This window comes from Shewanella sp. S1-58-MNA-CIBAN-0166, assembly GCF_040310085.1.
In the GTDB taxonomy this organism is placed as follows: Bacteria; Pseudomonadota; Gammaproteobacteria; order Enterobacterales; family Shewanellaceae; genus Shewanella.
Window position 1 is genome coordinate 36,956 of record NZ_JBEOPN010000025.1, and the last position, 23,843, is coordinate 60,798.

The 23,843-nt window shown below is 40.6% G+C and carries 23 protein-coding genes; 8 read left to right on the top strand and 15 right to left on the bottom strand.

What is annotated here, in order from left to right; genetic code table 11:
* Positions 1-5 precede the first annotated feature (5 nt).
* From uvrC to AAEY99_RS15105, 5 genes are all read right to left on the bottom strand, one after another.
* Positions 6-1,838 (bottom strand): excinuclease ABC subunit UvrC, encoded by a 1,833-nt coding sequence (gene uvrC, locus AAEY99_RS15085; RefSeq protein WP_101087778.1) that lies wholly within the window; start codon positions 1,836-1,838, stop codon positions 6-8.
* Positions 1,839-1,882: 44 nt separating this feature from the next.
* Positions 1,883-2,527 carry a UvrY/SirA/GacA family response regulator transcription factor gene (gene uvrY, locus AAEY99_RS15090; protein ID WP_011638098.1) on the bottom strand — a complete coding sequence of 215 codons (645 nt, stop codon included), beginning with the start codon at positions 2,525-2,527 and terminating at the stop codon, positions 1,883-1,885.
* A gap of 250 nt (positions 2,528-2,777) precedes the next feature.
* Positions 2,778-3,197 (bottom strand): secondary thiamine-phosphate synthase enzyme YjbQ, encoded by a 420-nt coding sequence (locus tag AAEY99_RS15095; protein WP_101087777.1) that lies wholly within the window; start codon positions 3,195-3,197, stop codon positions 2,778-2,780.
* A gap of 1,154 nt (positions 3,198-4,351) precedes the next feature.
* Positions 4,352-4,660 (bottom strand): Mpo1-like protein, encoded by a 309-nt coding sequence (locus AAEY99_RS15100; RefSeq protein ID WP_351011037.1) that lies wholly within the window; start codon positions 4,658-4,660, stop codon positions 4,352-4,354.
* 69 nt (positions 4,661-4,729) lie between these two features.
* Positions 4,730-5,359 (bottom strand): GNAT family N-acetyltransferase, encoded by a 630-nt coding sequence (locus tag AAEY99_RS15105; protein WP_351011038.1) that lies wholly within the window; start codon positions 5,357-5,359, stop codon positions 4,730-4,732.
* Positions 5,360-5,532: 173 nt separating this feature from the next.
* Here AAEY99_RS15105 and AAEY99_RS15110 point away from each other — a divergent pair, with 173 nt between their 5' ends.
* Positions 5,533-5,769, top strand: a complete 237-nt coding sequence (locus AAEY99_RS15110; RefSeq protein WP_101087772.1) for a DUF2789 domain-containing protein — start codon at positions 5,533-5,535, stop codon at positions 5,767-5,769.
* 34 nt (positions 5,770-5,803) lie between these two features.
* Here AAEY99_RS15110 and AAEY99_RS15115 read toward each other — a convergent pair whose 3' ends face one another.
* Positions 5,804-6,187 carry a DUF3192 domain-containing protein gene (locus AAEY99_RS15115; protein ID WP_101087771.1) on the bottom strand — a complete coding sequence of 128 codons (384 nt, stop codon included), beginning with the start codon at positions 6,185-6,187 and terminating at the stop codon, positions 5,804-5,806.
* Between the two features lie 159 nt (positions 6,188-6,346).
* On the opposite strand from AAEY99_RS15115, the gene AAEY99_RS15120 reads away from it, so the two are divergent.
* The 3 genes from AAEY99_RS15120 to AAEY99_RS15130 all read left to right on the top strand — a co-directional run bounded on the left by AAEY99_RS15120 (position 6,347) and on the right by AAEY99_RS15130 (position 10,215).
* Positions 6,347-6,712 carry a hypothetical protein gene (locus AAEY99_RS15120; RefSeq protein WP_350976482.1) on the top strand — a complete coding sequence of 122 codons (366 nt, stop codon included), beginning with the start codon at positions 6,347-6,349 and terminating at the stop codon, positions 6,710-6,712.
* Positions 6,713-7,486, top strand: coding sequence for a Zn-ribbon-containing protein (locus AAEY99_RS15125; protein WP_101087769.1), 774 nt, complete (start codon positions 6,713-6,715; stop codon positions 7,484-7,486).
* A gap of 89 nt (positions 7,487-7,575) precedes the next feature.
* The gene (locus AAEY99_RS15130) at positions 7,576-10,215 is read left to right on the top strand and encodes a DEAD/DEAH box helicase (RefSeq protein ID WP_351011040.1); all 2,640 of its coding nucleotides are present in this window, start codon (positions 7,576-7,578) and stop codon (positions 10,213-10,215) included.
* A gap of 113 nt (positions 10,216-10,328) precedes the next feature.
* Here AAEY99_RS15130 and syd read toward each other — a convergent pair whose 3' ends face one another.
* Positions 10,329-10,979, bottom strand: a complete 651-nt coding sequence (syd, locus tag AAEY99_RS15135; RefSeq protein WP_101087767.1) for a SecY-interacting protein — start codon at positions 10,977-10,979, stop codon at positions 10,329-10,331.
* 54 nt (positions 10,980-11,033) lie between these two features.
* On the opposite strand from syd, the gene queF reads away from it, so the two are divergent.
* The gene (queF, locus tag AAEY99_RS15140; protein WP_162022696.1) at positions 11,034-11,891 is read left to right on the top strand and encodes an NADPH-dependent 7-cyano-7-deazaguanine reductase QueF; all 858 of its coding nucleotides are present in this window, start codon (positions 11,034-11,036) and stop codon (positions 11,889-11,891) included.
* A gap of 74 nt (positions 11,892-11,965) precedes the next feature.
* Here queF and AAEY99_RS15145 read toward each other — a convergent pair whose 3' ends face one another.
* Positions 11,966-12,901, bottom strand: a complete 936-nt coding sequence (locus tag AAEY99_RS15145; RefSeq protein ID WP_162022695.1) for a LysR family transcriptional regulator — start codon at positions 12,899-12,901, stop codon at positions 11,966-11,968.
* 139 nt (positions 12,902-13,040) lie between these two features.
* On the opposite strand from AAEY99_RS15145, the gene AAEY99_RS15150 reads away from it, so the two are divergent.
* On the top strand, positions 13,041-15,032 hold the full coding sequence (locus AAEY99_RS15150) for an alkyl/aryl-sulfatase (protein ID WP_351011041.1): 1,992 nt from the start codon (positions 13,041-13,043) through the stop codon (positions 15,030-15,032).
* Between the two features lie 92 nt (positions 15,033-15,124).
* Here AAEY99_RS15150 and AAEY99_RS15155 read toward each other — a convergent pair whose 3' ends face one another.
* Complete coding sequence (locus AAEY99_RS15155) at positions 15,125-16,096, bottom strand: 4'-phosphopantetheinyl transferase family protein (RefSeq protein ID WP_351011043.1); 972 nt, start codon at positions 16,094-16,096, stop codon at positions 15,125-15,127.
* Positions 16,097-16,320: 224 nt separating this feature from the next.
* Here AAEY99_RS15155 and AAEY99_RS15160 point away from each other — a divergent pair, with 224 nt between their 5' ends.
* Positions 16,321-17,304, top strand: a complete 984-nt coding sequence (locus AAEY99_RS15160) for an FAD:protein FMN transferase (protein WP_351011045.1) — start codon at positions 16,321-16,323, stop codon at positions 17,302-17,304.
* Between the two features lie 256 nt (positions 17,305-17,560).
* On the opposite strand, the gene AAEY99_RS15165 is transcribed toward AAEY99_RS15160, so the two are convergent.
* The 4 genes from AAEY99_RS15165 to AAEY99_RS15180 all read right to left on the bottom strand — a co-directional run bounded on the left by AAEY99_RS15165 (position 17,561) and on the right by AAEY99_RS15180 (position 20,961).
* Positions 17,561-18,040, bottom strand: a complete 480-nt coding sequence (locus AAEY99_RS15165; protein WP_123777028.1) for a hypothetical protein — start codon at positions 18,038-18,040, stop codon at positions 17,561-17,563.
* Positions 18,041-18,177: 137 nt separating this feature from the next.
* Complete coding sequence (locus tag AAEY99_RS15170; protein WP_335690369.1) at positions 18,178-18,531, bottom strand: hypothetical protein; 354 nt, start codon at positions 18,529-18,531, stop codon at positions 18,178-18,180.
* A 717-nt stretch (positions 18,532-19,248) separates the two neighbouring features.
* A complete protein-coding gene (locus tag AAEY99_RS15175; RefSeq protein ID WP_351011046.1) occupies positions 19,249-20,226 on the bottom strand; it encodes a transposase in 978 nt (325 codons plus the stop codon).
* Positions 20,227-20,610: 384 nt separating this feature from the next.
* Positions 20,611-20,961: a hypothetical protein gene (locus tag AAEY99_RS15180; RefSeq protein WP_351011048.1), complete on the bottom strand. Its 351-nt coding sequence runs from the start codon at positions 20,959-20,961 to the stop codon at positions 20,611-20,613.
* Positions 20,962-21,440: 479 nt separating this feature from the next.
* Here AAEY99_RS15180 and AAEY99_RS15185 point away from each other — a divergent pair, with 479 nt between their 5' ends.
* Positions 21,441-22,484, top strand: a complete 1,044-nt coding sequence (locus AAEY99_RS15185) for an IS110-like element ISShfr7 family transposase (RefSeq protein WP_351011050.1) — start codon at positions 21,441-21,443, stop codon at positions 22,482-22,484.
* A gap of 496 nt (positions 22,485-22,980) precedes the next feature.
* Here AAEY99_RS15185 and AAEY99_RS15190 read toward each other — a convergent pair whose 3' ends face one another.
* Both AAEY99_RS15190 and AAEY99_RS15195 read right to left on the bottom strand, forming a co-directional pair.
* The gene (locus tag AAEY99_RS15190) at positions 22,981-23,304 is read right to left on the bottom strand and encodes a low molecular weight protein tyrosine phosphatase family protein (RefSeq protein WP_182743842.1); all 324 of its coding nucleotides are present in this window, start codon (positions 23,302-23,304) and stop codon (positions 22,981-22,983) included.
* 111 nt (positions 23,305-23,415) lie between these two features.
* Positions 23,416-23,772 (bottom strand): hypothetical protein, encoded by a 357-nt coding sequence (locus AAEY99_RS15195; RefSeq protein ID WP_182743843.1) that lies wholly within the window; start codon positions 23,770-23,772, stop codon positions 23,416-23,418.
* Between the last annotated feature and the right edge of the window lie 71 nt (positions 23,773-23,843).

Consider the following 23,843-nt stretch of genomic DNA (forward strand, 5'->3'; position numbering starts at 1 on the left):
TAATTTTAGCCCCCTCGCAATGCATCATGAATTGTTTGTGCCATTTCTAAGCTAATTCCGGGTACTTTTGTCAATTCAGCCACGCTAGCGCCCTTCACTTCTTGAATTCCGCCTAAATGTTGCAACAAAGCTTTACGCCTTTTAGGGCCCACACCTGCGATGGATTCTAAGGTAGAAGTATTGCGAGTTTTCTGACGTTTATTACGGTGTCCGGTAATCGCAAAGCGATGTGACTCATCGCGAATGTGCAACATTAAGTGAAATGCAGGCGAATCACTGGGAATATCGAAAGCTTGTTCACTGCCACCAACAATAAAGGTTTCAAGGCCTGCTTTGCGACCCTCACCTTTAGTCACGCAAATGAGTAATGGTGGATTATCAATATTGACACACTTTTCATCGACAATCGTTTGCGCCACTCTTAACTGGCCAATACCACCATCAATGAAGACTAAATCAGGCACTTTGCCATTGTTGTCGATTTTATCAAATCGACGGCTTATTGCCTGTTCCATCGCGGCATAATCATCACCACCGGTAATACCGGTAATATTGTAACGGCGATAATCGGCTTTATGCGGCCCTTCTCGATTAAACACCACACACGATGCCACAGTGCTTTCGCCCATAGTATGACTGATATCAAAACATTCCATCCGCTTAATCGGTTCATTAAGTTCAAGTGCTTCTTCAAGTAATTGAAAACGTTGTTCAACAGTATTCTTATGTGACAGTCTGGTCGCGACGGCATTACTCGCGTTAGTCATGGCAAGACGTAAAAAATTAGCTCTGTCGCCTCTTACTTGCGTTTTTAACTCAAACTTTTTATCTAATGCGTGTTCTATCGACGCTTCTAATTCTTTTATACCGTCAAAGTGATGGCTGAGAATGACTTCTTTTGGAATAGTGCGCTGAATATCGGCATTAAGGTAAAACTGGCCCAAGAATGATGACAACACTTCTTCAATTTCAGTTTCTGCGGGTACTGAAGGATAATAGCTGCGACTACCAAAAATTTTACCATCGCGAATAAACAATAGATGAAAACAGGCAATACCTGAGGCGTAATCGACGCCGATGACATCCATATCGCCTTTATGATTTGACACTTCTTGCTGTTCTGCCACGCGCCTTAATGCGGTAATTTGGTCACGATACTGTGCCGCACGCTCATATTCCATATCAATTGCAGCAGTCTCCATTTTGGCCACCAGCTGTGATATGACTTGTTTGTCTTTTCCGCGTAAAAATAAACCGGCTAATTTGACCTGTTCGCTGTATTCCTCATCACTGACAATCCCCACACAAGGCGCACTACAACGATCTAATTGATACTGTAAACAAGGCCGAGATCTGGATTTATAATATAAGTCATCGCATTGACGGATTGGAAACAGCTTTTGCATTAAATGCAAACTCTCACGGACTGCACCACCATTAGGGTATGGGCCAAAATAATGACCTTTTTCACGTTTTGGACCACGATGATAAGCAAGTCGAGGGTGCTTATGGCCGCTCAAAAGAATATACGGATAAGATTTATCATCACGCAACAGCACGTTGTATTTGGGCATGTACTGTTTGATGTAATCGTTTTCGAGCAATAACGCATCAGTTTCGCTGTGCGTAACGGTCACATCAATATGATCGATATGCGAAACCAGCGCCTGAGTTTTAACATTGGCGATATTGACTCTAAAATACGAGCTTAAGCGTTTTTTGAGATCTTTGGCTTTACCAACATAAATAACCTGTTGGTGTTTATCGTACATTCGATAAACACCAGGCGCTGAGGTGACATGTTTTAAAAAAGATTTGGCGTTAAAACCACTTGGCATGATTAAAGCTACTTAATGCGTTGCGAGGAATACATTATTCCTGACTAGAATGAACCTGTATCGAGCATTTTGTAACGGATAGCTAAACGGGTCAACTCAACGTCACCGCCGATCCCCAGTTTGGCAAATAGTCGATAACGATAGCTATTGACAGTTTTAGGGCTTAAATTTAATTTTTCAGAAATATCATTAACCTTTTCACCATTGGTTATCATCATCATGATTTGCAATTCACGTTCAGACAAACTGCTAAATGGATTCTCGTCAGAGTGGTTGAATTGGCTTAGCGCCATCTGTTGCGCAATTTCTGGCGACAAATAACGTTGACCACGAGCCACTTGAGTAATGGCACGCAATACTTCTGGCGATGTGGAACCTTTGGTTAAGTAACCAGAAGCACCTGCCTGCATCACTTTGGTCGGAAAAGGGTCTTCTGTTTGTACGGTTAACACAATAATTTTAGCGTCTGGCTGATAGCGTAAAATCTTACGGGTGGCTTCTAATCCCCCCATACCAGGCATATTCATGTCCATTAAAATGACATCCGCTTCATTTTGTCGAGACCACTGTACGGCTGTTTCTCCATCAGGTGCTTCACCGATGACTTTAATACCGCGTTCATCTTCCAAAATGCGACGAATACCCGTTCTCACGAGTTCATGGTCGTCAACCAAATATACAGATATCACGTAAACCCACCTATTATTATGCGTAATTCATTTTTGAATTTTAGGGCCGTTTTTATATATAAAACATTTATATGTAAAATCTTATCGTAAAAAAACACCGGTAACATTGCATATTTTACACATCTCATTTATCTGCTTGAATTTAGCATCTTTACATTTACTGACACAAGCAAAGTCAATTATTAACGTGAGAAATGAATGTAAAATAGGCAATTTTGTTACCTTAGCATTGCAATTTAACCTTTTTAAATCATTCACCCTGCAAGGTGATAATAATTGTGCGCGCCGAAGCATGGTCCCGATGCTCACATAAATATAAACCTTGCCAAATACCCAAGTTCAAACGACCATGGGTAATCGGAATTGACTGACTAGCCCCAATCAGGGTCGACTTGATATGCGCAGGCATATCATCGGCACCTTCATAAGTATGCTGGAAGTATGGCGCACCTTCTGGTGCGAGTACATTAAAATGCCGTTCCAAATCGCCACGAACAGTAGGATCAGCATTTTCGTTTATCGCCAGCGATGCTGAAGTATGCTGAATAAACACATGCAATAAGCCAACATTGATACCTCCTAGCTCTGGCAGCCGTGCTATCACTTCATCAGTAATTAAATGAAATCCTCGTCTTTTAGAGTTAAGTGTCATCTCTCGTTGTAACCACATCAAATAAATCCCTCTTCAAGCGACACGCACAGATGAATAAACCATTAAGCAACAACATGCAGAACGAAATACAAAGCATACATCAGAGCAGTGTTAAGACTGAAAAAAATGAGGCTATTGTCACACAATTTACTCACTATTTACCGAACAATTAACCGATTAATATCAATTTCACTGTTCATAGAGTAGTTACATCCTTAGCAATATAAGAACATCTAAAAGAATATCCGAAAGAACATCATTAGATTTAACAATTATTACTTTACAAACAATAATATAGGGGAATTTATTTTTGTATACTTTTGGATTGATTATGAAATGTAGATAATAAAGGCTAGGTTTGCAAAGATTTAAACGGTCTATATATATTCACCATTAATGCTAACTAAACAGAAAAATGATCATAAATTGGCATCTGCATAACTTTAAGCACTGTGCTTTAAGGGTAACGAAGCATACATCATCGTAACCAATACATTATTCTAAGGCTGGATAATTTCCGCCAGAAAGCAAAAAGGCACAACCTTAAGTTATAAGGTTGTGCCCGTTAACACTTTTGTCAGCAATCCGGCTGAAATTTGCTCCCTGCACCATCCATGTAAACATGCTTCCTGCAGTCCTTTTCCCTGTTCTCATTTCCTTGTCTATTTGTGTAACACAAACAAACGCATGAGTTTCATTCCTTTGAACAGCCTATCCGTTGGCTGAGCGGTAAATCTATTCAATCCGTTGAATTATCCCAGCTGCATCCTGCAGCCCTATCCTTTTTTTCCTTGTGTCGACTATTTACTGTCTTCACCCATCCTTGATTCGGCTATCCATTTGCCGAGCTTATGCCCTAATCCGTGAGCGTGTCCTAGTATCATCCTTAATATTCTTAAGCATCATTAGTCTTATTTCTCATCCTAAGAAAACCAACTGATGACCCGCTTTCGATAACTACATTCTAGCCAAAATAAACGCCGATAAAAGTCACTCAACTCCATTTAAATACACATCCCACATGTCAGTAAATCGTTAGAAAAATGTAATTACCTGATTTTAAAAGATTAACAATAATTTATAACGTTAAACACTGACAACTTTAGATAAGATCCCTTACACACTTGTAGGATATTGCTTACAAAAGCGTGAGCAAGTTAATACTTCCAGGGTTATTTGCGCCATAAACGCTTTATCATTTGACCAAACATGACCCAATCTGCCCATAAGCTGTATAGCGGATAAGTGAATGTTGCGGGGCGATTTTTTTCAAATATAAAATGCCCTAACCATGCAAAACCATAACCGACTACCGGCAACCACAATAACTGCCACCAATGTTGGTTAATCAAAGTGTTAATAATGATCACTAAAATAATGCTACTGCCAATGTAATGCAGTCTTCGACAAACGGGATCTTGATGTTGCGACAGATAAAATGGATAAAACTCTGCAAATGAAGAATAACGCTTAGGTTCCATTACTCACTCCTTATTAACAACTCGCTAATGGTATGCTCTGTTAGTATTAGATTATTTTCATTTTAGACACTATGCCTTACTGTAAAACAATATTTCACCTTCAATATTGCCAATACTCACAGTGGCAATGCTGACAAATTCTTGTTTCACGAATGCTTGATGGTGCGAAGAGTTACTCACAAATACCCCAATGCCATCAAGCCCAGGTTGCTCATCACACCAACTCAATACCGCTTGAATTAACTTGGCACCATAACCTTTTTGCTGCTCATTGGGGGATAAGGCAATAAATTGCAAAACCCCGCATTTTTGCGAAGGAAGATGTTCTAAAATGCAGGTCTCTTTTTGCATTAACCCTTGAGTTGATTTCCATCCTGTACCCAACATCATTTTAAAACGCCAATGCCAATAACGCCCCTCACCCAAAGGTACTTGTTGCGTAATCACACAGGCAACTCCAATTAAACGGTCACCGTCAAATAAGCCAATTAAAGGTTGTTCTTGTTGCCACAGTTCATTTAACTCTTCACGAATCGCCGCGCGAAGTTTCTGTTCGTATTGTTGATTGTCATCTTGCCCAAGTACCTCGATAAAATAGGGATCATCATGATAAGCGTTATAAAGAATAGAAGCTGCGACTCGTAAGTCTTCTGCCGTCAAATATACTGCACGTGAAGTTTCCAAGGTGTTATTGTCCATTATTATTCCTTGTTGGTTAACTCGCTAAACTTAACTTAACAAGTTTGAAACATTGTACAAGTTTTGTTTACCCATTTTACCTGTTAGCGATTGTGAGTGTCAGTTGTTTGCAATTTATCTCATCAAGACGGATACTAAAATTGTTTATCTAACCATCATAAGGAATGCGCCAAATGGACACTACATCAAATGATTTAAGTCACTTATTTAAGCAATTAGGTTTGCCTCACGATCAAGAGGGAATCGACGACTTTGTTATCCAAAACAAACTGGATAAACACACATTAATTACTGATGCCGATTGCTGGAATTCAGGTCAAAAAGCATTTTTAAAAGAGGCATTATTACAAGACGCCCAATGGTCAGAAGTGATTGACCAATTGGACGTGATGATGCGAGCTAAATTGTAATTAACACTTAATGTCGGATAACCTCACTCGGCAATTAGTGCTGTCTGTAGGCGGTATCACCCCAGCCCACTAAAACGTCATCTTTGAACACAATTGGCGTGCATTCATCTTTGGTTGTTTTACCATCGCCTTCTGCCCATTGGGTACGATAAAACAACACTTTGATGGATTGCTCTGCATTATTTTGAGCCGACTTGGTATAAGCTTCACTAAAATCAGCCGTTCCCATTAAGGTTGTGACTTGATCACTGCTCATTCCCATAGACAATTTGCTCAACAGATCACGATTTTTATCTTGTTGCACTTGCCAATAATCAGCACTTTTACCCGATTCATGGTCTCCGACACTAATAACACAACCACTTAATGCTAGTGATGTAGCGCCAATTAATGCCGCTGCGATAAGTTTTAATTTCATGTTGCATCCTTTTTGTTAAAATAAAATCCGCATTGTATTTACAGATCCTTTAAGCCAAAATCGTGCCATAAAATAATATACTGATTTATATAGCTTTATGTTTTAACTCAACAAGAATTAGTTAATCTCACTATATGGAATTAAGGAATTAAACCAACAATGAGTCCAATTGAACAAGTACTTGCCGCAGCAAAATCAATTGCTAACAATGGGCATACGCCCAGCTTGGCCCTGATAAAAAGTCGTTTAGGCAATAGCATTCCGATGCCTACCCTTATCCAAGGTTTACAACAATTTAAGGCGCTGCCTAAATCTGAGTGGCAACATTTACCGGAATTAGCAGACATTCCATCAATAGCCGATGTCTCATCACATGATCAACCCGATCTTACTCAAGTGATCCAACAGGTTATGACCCTACAACAACACATTAGTCAGCTAACCCAACGAGTTACTGAGTTAGAAAACCAATTACAAAATAATATGACTCAAAGCTACATAATCAATAATAAGGCTGAGCAGTAGATGTTTGTCACCGAACTACGCTTTGAATGTTTTGCCGATACGACAATTGATACGGTAGAGAAAGCCATTAACGCTTTTCTTGAAGCCTTACGAGCTAATGGACAAATTTTAGGACGTGAATTTGCGGTCGCCTTTAATGACGGTGAATTTAGAGTTCGTTTGCTGTTACCTGAAAAAACCAGCTTAGCTAACCGCCACAGTAGCCCATGGGTAAAAGTGGCCTTAGCAGGCCTAACTGCAGCTAAGCTATTGGCCCCTAGAGAGAAATTCATCGGCCAAGACATTAACTCCGAAGCCAGCAATACCGATACGCCTTCATGGCAACTGCTGTATACCAGTTATGTGCATATGTGTTCGCCACTGCGTAATGGCGATAACCTGTTACCAATACCTCTTTATCAGCTGCCTGCTACTTTTAATGGCGATCACAAACGCATCATAAAATGGCAAACAGAGTGGCAAGCATGCGATGAACTGCAAATGGCCGCAGCCACTAAAGCAGAGTTTGCAGCTTTGGATGAGATCACTCGAGCGGATAGTGACTTATTTAGACGCGGTTGGGATTTACGTGGCCGGATAGAATATTTAACTAATATCCCCACCTATTATTACTTATACCGTGTGGGCGGCGAATCATTGCAAGCAGAGCTAGCTCGCCCCTGCCCACGCTGTGGATCTAAAGATTGGAAGCTAGATGAGCCACTTTTAGACATGTTTCATTTTCGCTGCGAGCCTTGCCGTATTGTGTCTAATTTGTCTTGGGATCATCAATAAATGGAATTGTGCCATTGAGTTATCAGCAGATTATTTCCTACTACAAAGATTGTTATAAGGAAGATAGCGCCTCCATCAATCTTTGGAATGTGAACAAGTTTAAACAAGAAGATCGTCTCATTCTTGAAGGGCAAGATGAACTAGGCACTGGTTTTTTACCTCGTTTGCCTATCCCGCAAGAATTTGCTGAGCCAATGCTTAAACGAGTGGCGATGTATCAAAGAGAAAGAATACTGCTGTACGCACGATTTCTATTTGTCGGTAAAGTAACCATAAAAGGTGAGCTCAAAACGGTTGTCTCACCGCTGCTGTTTAATGAAGCCACCATTGAACAACAAAACAATAATTTCTATTTTTCAGCCCAAACAGAAGACACTGAAATCAATGAAGCCCTGCTGCAACAATTGCTACCAGAAGATAATGAGCTTTCAGAAGATCTCATCAATGAAGATATACATTCACCATCTTTTTGGACCTCATACTTTAGCAGTAATCAAATTGACATAAACTCACTAGAGTTATTGCAATATCCCAGGCTTGCTGGGCACCAAGACATTAAAAAAGCATTAACCCAAGACACTCCCCGCTTATTACCTATTTCGATGCTACTTTTTGTCGAGAGGTCATCGAGCAGTCGCGGTGTACTTCACGAATTAGAAAGTATCATTAGCGCTAACGAACAATCAGCTCCTATTTGTAAACTGTTTAACCAAACGTTTGAAAAACGTGCTGTAAGACTCAGAGCCCCAACACTTAAATATGACTTTTTACCGGGGTTATTATCTACGCCACAAAAGAAAGTTATTCATATCGCTGCCAATGCCGATTTAGGCTGCGTATCTGGTCCGCCAGGAACGGGCAAGAGCTACACCATTGCTGCTGTTGCTGCCGAACATATGGCGCGCGGTGAGTCGGTGCTTATTGTGGCCAATAATGACGTAGCCCTTGATGTGATTGCAGATAAATTGGCGAGTAATTTTAACTTGGGCGACGTGTCTATTCGCGCAGGACAAAAAGTATTTTTAAAACAATTAAAAGACTATACCGCCGACTTACTCGCAGGATACTTTAGCGATGACTTAAGCCAAAACCCACAAGCATGTGAAGACGAACTGAATAAGCTGCAACGATTACTGATAAAACTGGAAAAACGTTTCCTGGCGTTCAGTCGCAGGTCTATTCGCCGTGGTTTGCACCTACATAAACTTCAAGCACAACAATCAACATGGCTAAAACGGGTTTATTTGTTTTTTACCCAAGGGTCAATAAACCAATGGCATCATCAATGGGATGCGTTAAACACCATTAATAAACACACTGTTACGCGGGAAACACTGGCAGCTGAATATCTTAATGCACTAAAAAAGAATAACTTAAACACATTAGTTAATCAGCACCGTAAATCGCTACAGGCTTTTAACAAAGCGATTCGCAGTAGAACGTCCAGTAAACAACTCGCGTTATTTGAAAAAATAGAATACGCCACATTATTTGCCGCATTTCCCATCTGGCTAGCAAGCTTAAACAGCCTACACAGAGTATTGCCGCTTAATCGCGAAATGTTTGATTTAGTGATTATTGACGAGGCAACACAATGTAACATTAGCAGTTGCTTACCTGCGCTATACCGTGCAAAACGTGTATTGATTGTTGGCGACACGAAGCAATTAAAACATTATTCCTTTTTAGCCAGAAGCAAACAAACTCAATTGCTTGCCAAAAATAATGTGCCCGAAAGCAGCCCAGGAGCCATCAGTTATCGAGATAACTCCATCTTAGATTTAGCACTAAAAACATTAGCTAGCGGGCAAGAGTTGGCCTTTTTAGATGAACACTTTAGAAGTAAGCCTGAGCTGATTCATTTTAGTAACCAGTCTTTTTATCAATCTAAATTAAAAATCATGCAACACCGACCCTGCACCAGTTCAGGCCATTTGCACCTTCATCGTATCGCCGGTACTCGTGATACATCGGGCGTTAACCAGCAAGAAGCCCTAAGTCTATTAGCAGAGATCCAACATCAAATAACACAAGATGTCCAAACAGGCATCACTCATAGTATTGGGATTATCTCGCCTTTTAGCGCACAGGCTGAATATATCGCCACATTGATTGAGCAGAAGATCCCTCAAACAGATGTCATTAAACACAGCATACGTGCAGCCACGCCGTTTGGGTTTCAAGGCGAAGAGCGGAATATCATGCTGATTTCGTTTGCGATTGATAACGACAGTAAACGTGCGGCTGCTTATTTAAATAAAGCGGATGTGTTTAACGTCACCATTACCAGGGCACGTCAAAAGCAGTTGATATATTTGTCTATGGACGACTCGTTATTACCAGAACACAACCTGTTACGCCAATATGTTACTTCTATAACAACCTTTAATGCCAAACACAGCGTGACCTCAGAGATAGACACATTTCAGCAAGAGCTTATTGAGGCGTTAACACAGTACAATATTGATACTTGGCCTGGGTATACCATTGCCGGTACCGAAATAGACCTATTGTGTCGTTATGCAGACAAATACCTTGCTGTTGATCTTATTGGTTTTCCTGGGCCTTGGGCTAACTTTTTTGAGCTAACAACCTACAAATTATTTAAACGGGCTGGCGTTGAAGTATTGCCCATAAGCTACGGATTGTGGATTGTTGATAAACAAGCGTGCATAGACAAAATAACTCAGACACTAAAGTGTGGAGAAAATAACCTAAGCGAAGCGTAAAGGAGGATGTTACGAGGAAGATGAGTGTTTGAATGTTCGTGTTTGAATGCTTGTGTTTGCATGCAATGAACGCATTAAAGCACCATAAAATGGCACTTCAATGCTTGATGCGGTTACTTTTTGCGTAACAAATAATCCCACATGGTTTTAATGCGTTGCCAAATTCCTGGATGATCTACCGTATGAGGTAATTCCTCGACGGGTTTTGATGGCGGTTTGATCATCGGCGATATTTGCTCTAAAAACGCCGTTAATGATTCGGCTAATTTAGTGCGCTGTTTTTCACCTGGAATTTCAATCCACACGCTGCCATCATCATTGTTTACCGTCAGCATTTCGTCGTCATCACCTAGCACACCGATAAACCAAGTTGCTGGTTGTTTGAGCTTTTTCTTCATGATCAAATGACCAATTACATTTTGTTGCAAATTTTCGAAGTCATCTTGATTCCATGCTTGGAGTAATTCACCGTCGCCAAATGATGCAGTAAACGGTAATGGCGCGGAAAAATACTGGCCATAAAATGCATGAATATCTTGGTGTAATTGAATATTTAATGCATGCTCCACGTTACTAAAGTCAGCGACATTGTCACGTTTAATGGGCTGCCAGAACACAGTATCATCAGTGTCCGCATTAAAGGTGCCTTGAATACATATTGAGTCTTCGCCCAAAGGATAATAGCGCGGAAATTCAGATAGCGTATCTTGATAAGATTTAAGATAGTTTTTTATAAAGCAATCTAATGCAGATGAACAAGACACTTAAGCCACTCGTAGTTTATAATAAAACCATATTTTGACACGGAAACCGATTAGATGACACACAATCACGACCCTTATAGTGATGCAGCAGCATTAAAAGGCCTAACATTAGGCCAAGCAACTGCTTATCAAGCTGAGTATGACGCGTCACTGCTGCAAGGGGTTCCACGTAAACTTAACCGAGATGCTATTGAATTAAGTGGTCAACTCCCTTTTCACGGTACCGATATTTGGACCGGATATGAATTGTCTTGGCTTAATGCTAAAGGCAAGCCTGTTGTTGCCATTTTGGAAGTTCAGTTAGATATCAACAGTGTCAATTTGATTGAATCTAAATCTTTTAAACTGTACTTAAATAGTTTTAACCAAACTAAGTTTGACAGTGTCGAAGCCGTACAAGAAACGTTAAGCCGCGATTTAATCGCTTGTGCCCAAGGTGACCTGACCGTCAAAGTCATCGAACCAAAGCATTTTAATCTTGAACGTATTATTGATTTACCGGGTACTTGTATTGATGACTTGGATATTGAAGTCGACGAATACGCATTTAATCCCGATCATTTAATCGGTGGTACAGATCCTGACAAAAACGTGGCTGAAACACTGAATTCAAATTTATTGAAGTCTAATTGTTTAATCACCTCTCAGCCAGACTGGGGCAGCGTGATGATCCGTTATCAAGGCCCTAAAATTGATCGTGAAAAACTGCTGCGCTATTTAATCTCATTTCGCCAGCATAACGAGTTTCACGAACAGTGCGTTGAGCGTATTTTTGTCGACTTAAAAAAATACTGCCAGTGCACTAAGTTAACCGTTTACGCACGTTATACGCGTCGTGGTGGCTTAGACATCAACCCGTACCGCAGCGACTTTGAAAACCCACCTGAATCAAATCGCCTTGCGAGACAATAATCGCCATCACATATAGCGATATTAACAAAAAGCCAATCTCTCTAAGATTGGCTTTTTGATTAATGTTCCATGCATTATGAACAACCATATGCATCATGCATCAGTTTTTCAATTATTTCCCTTAACCAAATACATGACTTATCTAATGCATGTTTTGTCGGCCAAATGCTGTATAAATTTATTGGCCGAGTCTTAAAAGGTAATTCAAGCAAGGTTAGTTTAAACAGTTGCGCATAGCTTTGGGTAAAAGTATATGGCGCTATGCCTATGGCATTCGACTTACTGATTAACGACAACATACTCAAAATAGACGACTGCTCACTGTATAAAGTGCGCTGCGGTAATGGATCATTAGAAATGATATCTGCAACACGCATATTATCGCGATGTAGACGATACATAACGTGCTCGGCGGCAAAAAAATCATCGCTGCTGACATGGTTTTTTATCACTGGATGATGTTGACGTACCACACAAATAATCCGCTCTTGGGCGACCTTTTTAAAACTAAACATTTTTAGTTTTGGCGGCATAATATCCACTACCAAATCTACTTTTTGCATTTGTAAGTCTTGAAACTGTTCCGCCTCTAATACTGGTGAATTACGTAGCACCACTCTGACAGACAAATTAGCTAATGCTGTATCTAATTGCGGTTGTAATAAATCGATAACTGCTTCATTGGCATAAATGGTAAAAACTCTTCTAGAGGTACTGGGATCGAACGCTTTAACTCCCATCAAAGTTTGTTCAATGGTATCTAGCATTGGCTGAACAGTATTAAATATATGTAACCCTGTTGCTGTAGGTTCAATACCACGACCAACACGAATAAATAATTCACAACCCAGTGTGTTTTTAAGACGGCTAATCGCATTGCTCACAGACGACTGCGTCAACCCTAACTGTTCTGCTGCGCGGGTGATTGATGATTGCTGGCATACAGTACAAAAAACTCGCAGTAAATTTAAATCCAATGCTGGCAATTTATTGGCAAACGCATCGCTCATACTCATTCCTTTTAGGTCAAATACATTCATAGAAAAAATGTTTTATCACCATTTCACTATAGTTATTTTTTGGTATTTAACCACTAAGATAGTTTCATCAACGTTAAAACATTTATCTTTAACTATATGAGGACTTACCATGAAAAAATCTATCATCGCACTATCAATGATTTCGACCCTGTCACTCAATGCTTTAGCCGCTCAGCATGAACACGACCACTTAAGTGTCGATTACCAGGGAAAAGAAGCGACTCCAGCAACGGCAGCCCACAATACCGAGGTAGCCAAAATGCTTAACTTTAATGACAAAAATGCGTTCACCCGTTTCAACCAAAATAGAATTGCCGAGTTTGATCAAGCCACCGCAGATATTCTGCGTGCAGAATTTAGCTTTATCAGTGATAAATATCCTGACTCAGTTAACCCGTCACTATATCGCCAAGCACAGCTTAATATGGTCTCGAACGGATTATATAAAGTCACCGATGGCATATATCAAATTCGTGGTACTGACTTGTCAAATATGACCTTAATTCGCGGTAAAACCGGTTGGATTGTTTATGATGTGTTATTAACCAAAGAAGCGGCGCAGCAATCTATCAAATTTGCTTTTGAACACCTTCCTGAAGGGAATACATTACCGATTGTTGCAATGATTTATTCACATAGCCATGCTGACCACTTTGGCGGAGCCAGGGGGATTCAAGAGCTATATCCTGATGTAAAAGTGTACGGGTCAAACAATATTACAACCGAAGTGGTTGCCGAAAACGTACTCGCAGGCAACGCTATGAGCCGTCGAGCCAGCTACCAATATGGAGCAACTTTGGGCAAACATGATCATGGTATTGTTGACGCTGCGCTTGCTAAAGGTTTATCCAAAGGTGAAATTACCTACGTAAAACCCGACTACGAACTTAATCAAAAAGATAAATGGGAAACCTTAACTGTCGATGGACTTGAAATGGTGTTTATGGATGCCTCAGGAACAGAAGCTGCCAGCGAAATGGTCACTTATATTCCTTCAATGAAAGCCTTATGGAGCGGGGAATTAACCTACGATGGTATGCACAATATCTATACTTTACGCGGCGCAAAAGTACGCGATGCATTAAAATGGTCAAAAGACATTAACCAGATGATCAATTCATTTGGTCAAGATGTTGAAGTGCTATTCGCATCGCATTCAGCACCAGTATGGGGTAACAATGAAGTAAATCAATACCTTAAAATGCAACGCGACAATTATGGTTTAGTTCATAACCAATCACTGCGATTAGCTAATCAAGGCGTAGTATTACAAGATATTGGTGACGCCATTATGGACACCATTCCACAGCAGGTAAAAGATCAATGGTACACCAATGGTTATCATGGCACTTACAGTCATAATGCTAAAGCTGTTTATAACATGTATTTAGGCTACTTTGACATGAACCCAGCTAACTTAAACCCATTGCCAACGCAACAAGAAGCGACAAAATTTGTCGAGTACATGGGCGGCGCCAACAACGTTGTCGCAAAGGCCAAAGCAGACTTTAGCCAAGGTCAATACCGTTTTGTAGCTACAGCGCTTAACAAAGTGGTTATGGCAGATCCAAGTAACCAAAGTGCTCGAGATCTACTAGCCGACACCTACGAGCAACTAGGTTATCAAGCTGAAGGGGCTGGTTGGAGAAACATCTATTTAACCGGTACTCAAGAGTTAAGAATAGGAATTCAGCCAGGCACACCTAAATCAGCCTCTGCAGATGTATTGAGCGAAATGGATATGCCGACTTTATTTGACTTTTTAGCCGTAAAAATAGATAGCATTGCCGCAGATAAACTGGGCGATATTAGTTTAAATGTGGTGACTAAAGCCGATAAGACGGAAGTTGAAAGCACCATATTTGTAGAGCTTAGTCATGGTAATTTGAACAATATTGTTGTTAATAAACTTCAAAAAGCTGATGCAACGTTAACCATTGCCAAAGCGGATGTTGTCAGTATTTTATTAGGTCAAACCACGTTAACGCAATTAATTGAACAAGGTGATGCCAGTATGACTGGCGACAAACAAGCCTTTGGGAAAATTGCCTCGACCTTAGTACAATTCAATGACAAATTTGAAATTGTACCGTTAAAATAATTACCAAATCGTACCATCTTCTTGGTCTTGGTCTTTATCTTGGCTTTAGTCTTAGCCGAAGCATTGCTTCGGCTAAGTCATCAACGGTTCCATCAACCCAACAAATCATCAAAGCTTAATTGGGCACACGATAAGGTGTTGTAAATGGAGTAAGGCTCAATTACCACGTTAGAAACAGCTGAGTTAGCCAACCCCAAAGTCACCGCAAAACGGTATTCATTATCGAGTCTTCCCATCACCGTTTGCCAACTAAAATCGGTTGCGGCAGGCTGTTTGCTATCGGTAAAATTCAGTTTTACCGGTTTAAGTAACTCAATTGACTGACTGTGATTATCAGCCCGTTGCAACGGGATATTGCACAGCTCTGCCTGGCTAAAATCAACACTAAATGACTTAAGTGATAACGCTAATCCCAGTCCGCGTGCTTTTATGTAGGATTCTTTTACAGCCCATAAATCAAAAAATCGTTGTCGTTGTAATACCTCGGGCAATTGCAATAAGGTGTTGGTTTCTGTTTGAGTAAAATAGTGATTCAAAATGGGCACTATGTCGGTACTGCTTCGCTGTCGTTCAATATCGACACCAAAGCAAATATCTTGCTCAGGATTGTATACCCACTCGTTACTCGCTCCATCAATCGTTGGCTCAGTTTTTTCTTCAGCATTGGGTGCTATCAATACTCCAATCATTAGCCATTGACCACTGTGGCTTAAATTGAAATGCAGCCCAGTTTGCGCCAACAAATCTTGTGTCAGTGCAGGCTTACCTTTAGCGCCGTAAATAAAACGCCATTGTTGAGGCGTTAATGCACTGTGCAGCGATAATACAGCCCGAAGCGCTAAGCGCACTTGCAACGCATTATGACGCGCCGACACGCTTTTATAACGACCAACCTTGGCCAGTTCATCATCACTTAACCAACCTAAGGCTAAACCCACTTCATAATCAGCTGGTGATAACGCCCCATTAAGTGGCACAAAATAAACATAAGGCTGAGAAAGCCCAGTTGATCGAGTGTCTGGTCGAGTAGCTGAATGATTAGTGAGTTGAGTTATTGAAGACATGACCGACATAAAAAACACATAACACTCTGTTAAACGATAATACGGCTAAACTACCTCAATAAGCTCGATGCCGCGAGAATTTTGTCAAATATCACCCATGTAGCGAGTGATGCAAATAAGCATTTTCAGCATCAAAAAAGTTATTTTCGCTTTTACTGTTGATGATTGGCACTATTTCATCAACAATCACCGCTATCACCACAACATAGAAAGCTTATACATTCATGCGCACAGTCAGCCTAGTCATTATATTATTGTTATCGGTACTCAGTTCAAATGCTGCGTTTGCTCAATGGCACCAAAAGAGTTTTGATGTCATGGGAACGCTGGCACATGTTGAGTTTTGGCTACCTGACAATGCCGAAGCATCAACGGCAGATGGCTTAATTGCCGCGGTAGAGCAAGAAATGCAGCGCATTGATCAAACAATGAGTCCTTATATCACCACTAGCGAACTCAGTATCATTAACCGCGATGCAGCCAAAAAACCCGTGACCATCAGCCCAGAGCTATTTGATTTACTCACCGACGCGCAAGACATTGCCAAATTAACCAATGGCATGTTTGATATCACCTACGCCTCAGTAGGTTACCAATACGATTATCGTAAGCATCAAAAGCCCGACCAAGCAGCCATTAACACCGCATTAAAAGCAATAAACTACCAAGCAGTAATACTCGATAAGTCCACCTCTTCAGTTCGTTTTGCTAATGCTGATGTCAAAATTGATTTAGGCGGCATAGCCAAAGGGCATGCGGTCAAAAATTGTATTTCGATATTAAAAGACGCAGGCATAGAACATGCTCTTATCAGCGCTGGCGGCGACACCACATTACTCGGCGATCGCATCGGACGCCCTTGGTTTGTCGGTATAAAACACCCTAGGGCAGACGACAAAACCGCGGTGCAATTACCATTAAGTGACGAGTCGATTTCAACCTCTGGCGATTACGAGCGTTACTTTATCGAAGACGGCGTGCGCTATCATCACATTATTAATCCCAAAACTGGCGACTCAGCACGCAATGTTGTCAGCGTGTCGATTATCGGTAAAAATCCAACTTTTGTGGATGCCCTGTCCACCGCCATCTTTGTCATGGGATTACAACAAGGCATGGCGCTGATTAATCAATTACCAGAATACGAAGCAATCATTATCGACAATCAACAAACGTTACATGTATCGACGGGATTACAACAAGATTAATCATTAACAATCTTCTCGTCGTCCCGGTAATGCTTTTGAGCCGGGATCCAGGTGGTTATTTTGATTTGTACTTATGTACTTATGTACTTATGTACTTATGGCCTGCGGCCACTAACGTCGTGGCGCTTCGCCCACACCAGACCAAGAGGAAACCAACGGTTGTTCCCTCTTTCTATTCATAAAAGAATTGGCCCAGCCGCCAATCACCGGAAGGTCCATATATGGCTATGTTAATTTTTCGGGGTTTAGTCGTTTGTTAATGTTCCGATAGCCACTTGATAGATTCTTCTTGCATTAGGGCTCCTATTTCAACAACACCATAATTGTCATTTACTTCCAAATCATCTCTAGCGTAATACAACCCATATAGATGCTCGATGCCTACATTATCACCAACATATTTAGTCACATTTTCATGTAGATCAAAATTATCAATATCATTGAGCAGCTGCCTAAATTGAATGAATGGGTCGATTTTTTCACTAGCAATTAACTTTAAGTGATGTTTGATTATTAAATGAATTGAATCATCAAATGAAGGAAGTTGAGCAATCAGTTTTTCAAAAAGAGGTGAAACGATATCCCAACATTTAGGTTCTGCATCAATGATACCCAGTAACCCGTCAGAATAGATGCCACTGTTTAACTTATAATTTGCATAATTGACCAAATCATCAGTATCACAAGCACCAGCCACATACTTTGCTATAAAGTAATTTTCGTTCTCTTCATTCATCTTAAATTTGAAAACTCAATCTTAAGTAACACTAACGCCAGCCTAACACGCAATGTGTTGGCGTGTTTTTTTGCGTTGTTTTGCCAATACCATGAAAACTAATCATTGTCGGAGTTTAGGCGTTTGTTATATGAAAACTACTTCTTTTTAAAGAGTTTTTCGACTAAATACCTTACATTATCAGATGCAATAAAAATAGCCTGAAATAATTGCACTGAGAATATACCGTAAATGCCTGCTACCCCAGCGGTATAAACAAGCCCATACTTAAAACCATAAAATGCACATAAGAATAAACTTGAAACGAATATAGCTGGCAGTGTGTATAAATGAGGCTTGTTGTCGATAGTCATTACCGTCACTAAACCTAAAACGAAGCATGAACACAACGAAATCATAAGTCCGATGTTTGATGAATCTATTTTAGAAACTCCAATTACAATCCCGAGAATTGAACCAATGATAAGTGATTTGATTAGGTTACCGCGCATAAGCCCCTTTGCATATAACGAGACTGTAGAATAAATCTCGCAGCCAAATTTAATTGAGATTAATCAGATTAATCATGCCACCCATTTTTATGGCATGTGGTGTTGGGATAAAAGTGCCACTCATTGCCCGAGGTTATTTAGCTACATCCATGCGACCGAATATCAATAATAACTTGCAGTTATCAACCCCCTAGCAACGAAGAGATTGAAACTCGAGTGCAAGCGCGGCTGTGACCGTCCATGACATGGACGTCATGGCCGAGCTTACAAGGATGTACTCGCAGCGTGTCACAGAAGCGTTTGCACTTGAGGCGATTTTGCCGCATCCATGCGAGCTAGCGAGATATCAAAAAGGTTTTAATACGCCAGTACAAAATTCTGGCCTAAAAACATTCACTACACTATCGGTTGAAACGCAGTTAACGAATCGAGCATAGTGGCATTACCTAATCCTTGTCCTGGGGCAACTGAGGTAAATCACCCATTCTTATGCCACCCATTCTTGTGATAATTAACATAACTGCTTTTAGGTTTGATAGCGATAATATTCTGCACGATTCAAATGTATAAATTGAATGGGAATTATCAACAAACTGAGCGCTAAATGGAAAATAGTGAACAATGCGGCAAATCCAACACAGCACTAGTGGCTTGATTGATATCAAGCTGGCAATCAGGTTATTTTTTTAGTGTTAGTTCTAGTTTTGAAGTTAAGCCTTAAGCACACAACCAGCGTTGGCAGTTTGATGCACCTTGTCTTCGCTTTCGCTCTAGATGTTCGCAATATTCCGTTAATGCAGGTAAAGACCCTACTGCACCTTTGAATAATGAACCAAACTCAGTAGCGATTTTTAGCCAGTTGTCAGCAGGAATATTTAGTCTATTGAGAATATCTTGGCTAGTTGAGCTAATTGCACCGCGTTTATCTTCTCGAATAATTCGCCCAGTATCTTCCACCAGCACAATATAGTCTTTAACGCTGAACATCAGTCCATTAGGCATATCCTGACGCTCATTACCAACAAAAGCCAATAACGCTGTTGGTTGCTCACCTTTTATCGCTGAGGTTATTCGCCGTTGAATACTGGTGTAGTCTGAGGTTTCTGGAGTTACAGCCATCTTGGCGCGGATAGGATTCAAGTCAACATAAGCCATACAACTTAGCACTGCAGCTTCGTCTAATAATGCTTGGGATTTAAACCGCCCTTCCCAGAATCTGCCAGTGCACTTATCTTCTTTATTGGCCATTCGAGCAATCGGCTCACTCAAGGAGCGCATAAACCAACTAATATCAACCAAGCGCTGTCGGTATTGGGTAATGCAATCATTCACAGTGTTAAATTCAAATTCGTTTAAGTCTTCCCCCTTAACAAACTTTTGCGTCAGTAAGGTGCCTTTAAAACCTTTATGCCACTGTACCAGCACCTCTTTATCTGACCAGTGCTTAGCTTTGTCAGCATCAACTTTTATCACTACATGTAAATGGTTACTCATCACCGCATAAGCACAGATATCAATAGCAAAGATGGTAGCCAGTTCAAGAATTCGAGAATCCACCCAATCTCGACGATGTTCAAAGTTTTCGCCTGTCGAATTATCAATCCCGCAAAGAAAAGCCTTGCGTACCACACGCGAGCAACAGTGATAATAAGGTGTGTCATCTAAGCTAACGATAGTTTGTCTTGGTCTGGCCATCTTCAATTACCATTTTTAAAGGGTAAATAAAGCGTAGTTCATTGCTTGTTATTTAGCCACCAATCCTGGGTGGCCATGCTAATTCCATGCTAATTCCAAAGGAGTTAATTTTTTAGCCACCAATCCTGGGTGGCCATGCTAATTCGCCATGCTAATTCCAAAGGAGTTAATTTAAGATACTGAAAGTATAGCGTTAAAAAATTAGCAGAGGGGCTAAGGGAGCTTGCTGACTACAGAAAATTAGCACGATAACTATCACATCAAACAGCGCGTTTTCTCGAGCTGTTAATTACATAATAAAGAGTCACTCTCAGGTGTTCGGGCTTGTTCAACACTTGGGATAAGGACGCGGCTTCGCGCGGCCTATCCTTATTAGTTATATGCTTACGTACACCATTCACCCAAAGCATCGGATGACGAAAAACCATGCATCATTATTTCATTAGTCGAATCACCGAAGCCAAGTGCAAATTCATTTTCATCTGCTAACGTAAGTAACCAGCTATCACCATCATGTGCGATTGCCCAAACCTCAGAAGATAAATACTTTTCGTAATCGTATTCTGGAAAGCATGCACTAGTAATTTTAACAATCACAGGCTCAATTACATTACTTAGCAACTTAACCGCTTGCTCTTCAATAAATTTATCACTATCTACAGTTTTAGGAGCAATAACTTGAGCACCATTTAATAGGGATAACTTTATTTTGGAGATTGCTTCAACTTTATTCATAGCACCTGCATATAACGTTTTAGTATTTATGCGTTGCGCTGTTTGCAAAGCATAAATCGCTTGTTGGACTTGGCCGTTGCCGAGTCCAGGTTAATTGGTACGCTTTATGCTATAGGAATTTGCTTTTTTTGATGCTGGCTCTGAGCTGTAGAGCAGTTTTGAACGGGTAATATGGCTTGGTTTGTACGTATTTCATTGAAATTCCCTTGTCATTATGGTGTTCCATCACATCTTTTTTAAGTCTAACTGATTCGATGAGGTTAATACACTCGATTGAGTCAGCATTTGGCTCCGCGCAGCGGCTTAGTTCAACGCCGGCAACAGCGGTGAGTTGAACTGGCGGTTTTTGTGCGGCCCTTTGCACAAAAAGTGACAGTTTGACGAGTCCGTTGCTTGCCCTTGATACTCATTGAGCCTCCTCCCTAGCAAGCCGCATCAGCGGTATGCTTAAGGTGACTAAACCAACAGGAGAAAACTCAATGAGATTTTATAATAACTCACATCCATACTACTGTGGTATCGATTTACATGCACGCTTACTTTATGCCTGCATCATTGATTCTAAAGGGGAAGTTGTTGTTCATAAAAAGATAGGTGCCAGCAAAGATGACTTATTACTCATACTCGAACCTTATATCGGTAATGTGATTGTCGGCGTTGAGTGCATGCATTGTTGGTATTGGGTGTCAGACTGGTGTGCTGAACTGGGCATTGATTTCATCTTAGGCCATGCGCTGTATATGAAGGCCATTCACGGCGGTAAAACCAAAAATGATAAAGTCGATTCCTTTAAAATTGCCTCATTACTGCGTGGTGGTAACTTTCCTATAGCTTATGATTATCCAAGCGAAATGCGCGCTGCCCGTGACCTATTACGTCGACGAATGAAAATTGTTCGTCACGGTGCCATGCTCAAAGGTCATGTGGTTAACACCAACAGCCAATACAACTTACCCGCGACTGAGTTAAATCTTAAAAACATTTCTGCAAGACAAAAGCTTCGTGAGCAGTATCAAGACCCTATCGTGCAGCGCAACATTGATTTAGATATGGCGCTACTTGATTGCTATGCCAAAGAACTCGCTCAAGTTGAATGGTTCATTGAAAAACAAGCCAAAAATCATAATCCAGTGTATCTAGAACTACTTAAAACTGTACCAGGTATTGGCAAGATTCTGTCACTGACAATTTTGTATGAAATCGGTGATATCTGCCGATTTGAGTCAGTACAAAAGTTTGCGTCATACTCTCGATTGGTCAAATGCAAAGCGGAGTCAGCCGGTAAAACCTACGGCACAAATGGCAATAAAATCGGTAATGCTCATTTGAAATGGGCATTCTCCGAAGCAGCGGTGCTTTACCTACGTGGTAATGACAAAGCACGTAACTACCTTAATCGATTACAAAAACGAATGAGTAAAGCAAAAGCGTTGTCTGCACTGGCACATAAGCTTGGCCGCTGCGTCTATTTCATGCTGAAGAACAAAACGGTGTTTGATGAACAACGATTCTTAAAAGGATAAGTCGCGCAATAAGGTGAGCTGAACGTCTAACTAGATACTCTTAAAAAGAGAAGCGAGCATGACCGTGAATGATGTGGCTAATGAAGCAATGACTTCTCACCATCATCACTATGCCAAATGCTATTTAAGCTACATCGCCTTGATTAGACACCTTATTGGCGCGCATTAATGAATACAATCAACAAAGTCGTTTACACCCTAAATGAGCCTGAAACTAACTGTGCAAAAAGCACCTCTGACTTGAATAGTGCCATCTTAGGGTTAACCGATAAATGTCTAGTGCCCCTGATATTTCAACGGATTGAAAAGAGTCAGGCAGCGATAAGATCGCACTAAGAGAGCCTCTATATGTGTTTGCTGTAAACGATGATTTGACAGCTAAATGACAGACGAAGTAGATGAATTTGTTGATTGATTTTAATTTGACTGCAAAAGCAGTCAAATAAGTTAGGCTCGCCTATTGACTGGTGGAAGGCTCATATGTGTTATGTGATTTTTATTGAACAAGTGACGGCACTTTTGATTGTAATATCTCGATCAGTTTTTCATCCATATATTCATAATCATCTGGTATGTCTAAAGAGATTACTTTCTGATCTTTTATTGCTCGACCAAACTTGCTGCTTAATTTCTTTTTATGAGCCTTTTCCATAACGAAAATATAATCAGCCCACTCAATATCCTCAAGACTTACATGAACCTCAGCATCGTTACTAACACCTGCGGAATAAACTTCCCAGTCATCTACGTTGCTGAAGATAGCTTCTGCCGTAGGACTTCTTAGCTTATTCTTACTGCATAGAAACAATACGTTCTTCACTGAGCCTCCAAGAACACATAACGCCGCCATATGGGGCGCAAAAATGCTTGGCTATACTTTGCGACGAAGGAGCGCAGCCAAGCGTTTTGCGTCCCTGCCATAATGGCCTTGTTATAGCTGCCATCGCTTTGGATAGATGCCTTTAAAAGCGATATTGATAAGCTCTTGCTTATCGATATGTCCTTTTTTGAACTTCATTCCATAAAAAATGAAAGCAAATAATACGCAAAATACATATAAAGAAAAGCAAAGAACTAAAAGGCACACAGTGAACATCATCAATACTGTGCCACTATCATAGCTACGAATTGGTACATCTGACTGAATCCCAAAGCTTGAGGCTATAGCAAAAAACAACGGATATGCTACCGAAAACCCAATCAGACAACCAAAACCACCAATCTTTGCAGACTGCGAGTAAAAGTAAGGTTTTAATTTTCTTTGGCTATTGATAGCTCGAATTAGCACAACCACTTCCCTAGGATGTATAACAGCTTATTAAAGGGCCAAATAAATTTAAAGTCGGCCATTTAAGTTAT